This window comes from Tabrizicola sp., from assembly GCF_036781545.1.
Lineage (GTDB): Bacteria > Pseudomonadota > Alphaproteobacteria > Rhodobacterales > Rhodobacteraceae > Tabrizicola.
In genome coordinates this window covers 1-3,248 of sequence record NZ_DAIQAT010000255.1, presented here as the reverse complement: position 1 = coordinate 3,248, position 3,248 = coordinate 1, and the positions used below count along the sequence as shown (strand labels likewise).

The 3,248-nt window shown below is 68.3% G+C and carries 2 protein-coding genes; both read left to right on the top strand.

Going from position 1 to position 3,248, the window contains the following annotated elements; all coding sequences use genetic code 11:
- Positions 1–23: 23 nt before the first annotated feature.
- Entirely contained in the window at positions 24–1,202 is a 1,179-nt protein-coding gene (locus V7Q39_RS20280; RefSeq protein ID WP_333818426.1) for an aminotransferase class I/II-fold pyridoxal phosphate-dependent enzyme, read from the top strand.
- A 7-nt stretch (positions 1,203–1,209) separates the two neighbouring features.
- On the top strand, positions 1,210–3,248 hold a 2,039-nt coding region (locus V7Q39_RS20275), incomplete at its 3' end, for a DNA translocase FtsK (RefSeq protein ID WP_333818425.1).

Sequence of the window (3,248 nt, the reverse complement as noted above, 5' to 3'; positions counted from 1 at the left end):
ACGACCCCGGACTTGAGGCAGCAATGGCGTTTCCAGAGCGGTTTTCGAACCTGCCGGATTATGCGTTTCCGCGTCTGCGGAAACTTCTCGACGCGCACGCCCCCGGCGGCGATCCCATCGCCATGACCATCGGCGAGCCGCGCCACGCGATGCCGGGCTTTGTCGGACCAGTGCTTGCCGCGAACCTGTCCGGCTTCGGCGTCTACCCGCCGAACGACGGGACGCCCGAGCTTCTGGCGGCGATCTCCGGCTGGATTGCGCGGCGGTATGGGGTGACGCTGGCCGAAGACCGGCTGATGGTACTGAACGGCACCCGCGAGGGGCTGTTCAATGCCTGCATCGCGCTCTGCCCCGAGGTGAAGAAGGGCCGGAAGCCGGTCGTCCTGATGCCGAACCCGTTCTATCAGGTCTACGCCGTAGCCGCGCTGGCCGTGGGGGCCGAGCCGGTCTATGTGCCCGCGACCGCCGCCACCGGCTTCCTGCCCGACTACGGCAGCCTGCCGAAGGAGATACTGGACCGGGTGGCGCTGGCCTATATCTGCTCTCCCGCCAACCCGCAGGGCGCGGTGGCCTCGGCGGACTATCTGGCGGATCTGCTGACCTTGGCCGAGACGCATGACTTCAAGGTGCTGGCCGACGAATGCTATTCGGAGATCTGGCGCGAGACGCCGCCGCCCGGACTTCTACAGATCGCACATCAGCAAGGCGCCGATCCCGAGCGGGCGCTGGTGTTTCATTCCCTTTCCAAACGCTCGAACTTGCCGGGGCTGCGGTCGGGCTTCGTCGCCGCGGGGCCGCAGTCGATGCTGCGCATCCGGCAGCTTCGGGCGTTCGCCGGGGCGCCCCTGCCCCTGCCCCTGCAGCGGGTGGCCGAAGCGGCCTGGGCGGATGAGGCGCATGTCGATGCCTCCCGCGCGCTGTATCAGCAGAAGTTCCGCGATGCGGACCGCATCTTCGCGGGGTTGCAGGGCTATCAGGCGCCGGGCGGCGGGTTCTTCCTGTGGCTGCCGGTCGAGGATGGCGAGGCGGCAGCCCTGAAACTGTGGCGCGAGACGGGGGTGCGGGTCCTGCCCGGCGGCTACCTGTCGCGCGATGCCGGGGGCCAGAATCCCGGCAAGGGTTATATCCGTGTGGCGCTGGTCGCCACGCAAGAAGAAACGCAGCGCGGGCTGACTTTGCTCCGCGACTGTCTTTATCGGTGAGGGACGAATGGCTTCGTATCAGGCACGGCAGCGCGATCCGCTTCTGGACCAGGGCACCCAGGCAATGCTGGAACGCCGGGGGCGCGAGCTTCTGGGGCTGGCCCTGGTGCTGGTGGCGCTGGGGTTCACGCTGATGCTGTGGAGCTATTCGCCGGAAGACCCCGGCTGGATGGTGGCGACCGAGGAACCGGCGCAGAACATCTTCGGGCGCTTCGGGGCGGCACTCGCCTCGACCCTGATCATCCTGATTGGCAAGGGGGCCTGGACGATTCCGCTGATCTGCCTTTCCTGGGGCGTGCGTTTCATGATCCACCGCGGCGGCGAGCGTGCCATCGGCCGGGTGGTCTTTGCGGTGATTGCGGTGGCCTTCGCGGCGGTGCATTGCGCGACGTTGGTGCCGGGGGATGACTGGACGCACACCTTCGGACTGGGAGGACTCTTCGGCGATACCGTCACCGGATCGCTGATCGGGGTCATTCCGGGCTCGGCGGGGTTCGGGCTCAAATTCCTGTCGCTGATGACCTTCGCGGGCCTGATCGCGATGATGCTGTTCGTGACCGGCTTCGACATGGACGAGCTGAAGACGATCCAGCGCTTCCTGCTTCTGGGCTCGATCATGGGCTATTCCGCACTGCGTCAGGGTGTCGGTGCCGGTGCGCGCGGGGCGCTGACGGGCGCGGCGGCCTTGCAGGACCGGGCGCGGGCGCGGTCGGCGGCGAGGGGCGAGCCACCCGTAGCGATGGGGCGGGAAGCTCCGGTCTCGCGCCGGGTGATGCCGCCGGTGACGGGAGACATGGCGCCAGAACCGCTGCGGGCAAGCCCGGCGCGGGCAGGGTCGGCCGCGCTGCGGCCCGAGCCGCGCCATATGCCGGAGCCGGAGCTTGCCGCTCCTCCGGTCAAGGAGAAGCTGGGCCTTCTGGAACGCCTCCGCCGCAAACACCAGCCGGAACCCGAGTTGATCGAGCTGGAGCCGAGCTGGGACGCCTCGATGCCGCAGGAAGACCGGATCAAGGCGCGGATTTCCGACGTGATCCGCACCCGCGTGATGCGGACGCCGGACTTCCCGGTGGCGCCGCCGCCGCTGCCGACTGCGGCCCGGGTAGAGCCGCCGGTGATGCGCCCCAAAGGGCCGGTGGTTCTGATGGCCGACACGCGCCCCCTGCCCCGCATGGCCGCACCTGTCGCGCCGCCCGCCTGGGAGCCGGAGGTCGAGGAGGAGGAGGATCAGGTCGCTTTCTCCGAGGATGCGGCCTGGGAGGACCAGGACGATCTGGCGGACTACCCGCTGGACGAGCTGGAGGACGAACTGCCCCCGGCCCGTCCGATGGCCTTCACCCCCGACCGCAAGGCCGTGGTGCAACATGCGGTGAAGAAGCCCGCACCCTCGCGGCAGGCGATGGCGGAAAGCCAGCCTGCGCTGCGCTTCGAGGAGGCGGCCCAGGTCTATGAACTTCCGCCCCTGTCGCTGCTGTCGGCCCCGGTCAAGATACAGGGCACCCAGCTTTCCGACGAGGCGCTGGAGGAAAACGCCCGGATGCTGGAAAGCGTGCTGGACGATTATGGCGTTAAGGGCGAGATCACCGCGGTCCGCCCCGGCCCGGTCGTGACCATGTATGAGTTGGAGCCAGCGCCGGGCCTGAAGGCCTCCCGAGTGATCGGGCTGGCGGACGACATCGCGCGCAGCATGTCGGCCTTGTCGGCGCGGGTCTCCACCGTGCCGGGACGCAGCGTGATCGGCATCGAACTGCCGAACGCCCACCGCGAGAAGGTGGTCCTGCGTGAAATCCTTTCGGCCCGCGACTTCGGCGACAGCCATCTGCGGCTGCCGCTGGCGCTCGGCAAGGACATCGGCGGCGAGCCGGTGGTGGCGAACCTCGCCAAGATGCCGCACCTGCTGATCGCCGGGACGACCGGCTCGGGCAAGTCCGTCGCGATCAACACGATGATCCTGAGCCTTCTCTACAAGCTGACGCCCGAGGAATGCCGGCTGATCATGATCGACCCGAAGATGCTGGAACTTTCCGTCTACGACGGCATCCCGCATCT

Excerpts from the sequence above, each read along its gene's own strand:
- V7Q39_RS20280 (WP_333818426.1), top strand. The coding sequence starts at position 24 with ATGGCGTTTCCAGAGCGGTTTTCGAACCTGCCGGATTATGCGTTTCCG.